This is a genomic window from Roseixanthobacter psychrophilus (assembly GCF_043195195.1).
In the GTDB taxonomy this organism is placed as follows: Bacteria; Pseudomonadota; Alphaproteobacteria; order Rhizobiales; family Xanthobacteraceae; genus NCEH01.
In genome coordinates, this window is the sequence record NZ_JBAFWT010000229.1 from 1 (window position 1) to 273 (window position 273).

The following is a 273-nucleotide window of genomic DNA, read 5'->3' on the forward strand; positions in this document are numbered from 1 at the left end:
GCCAACATCCATTTCGCCGCGCGCGAGCTGCGGGTGGTGCGGTTCGACGTGGTGTTTCAGCCCATCGCCACCAGCTTCGCGCCATCCGCCGCCTCGACGCTGGGCGCCGTCCTCACGGGCGTGACGGCGCTGCTCGCCGCCGCGCAGGGGCAGATCGGCGCGGTGCTCGGCCTCGGCACGATCGGCGTCGCCACCTGGGCGGCGGCGGTGGAAACGGCGGGGGCCGTCGGCACGGTGGTGGGCGCGGCCGCGCTGGCGTCACCGGCGGCGGCC

1 protein-coding gene is annotated in these 273 nt (G+C 76.9%); it reads left to right on the top strand.

Translation table 11 applies throughout. The features are described from left to right. Positions 1 to 273 (top strand): hypothetical protein (locus V5F77_RS29325; RefSeq protein ID WP_429008543.1); only part of this gene is annotated, 273 nt, incomplete at both ends.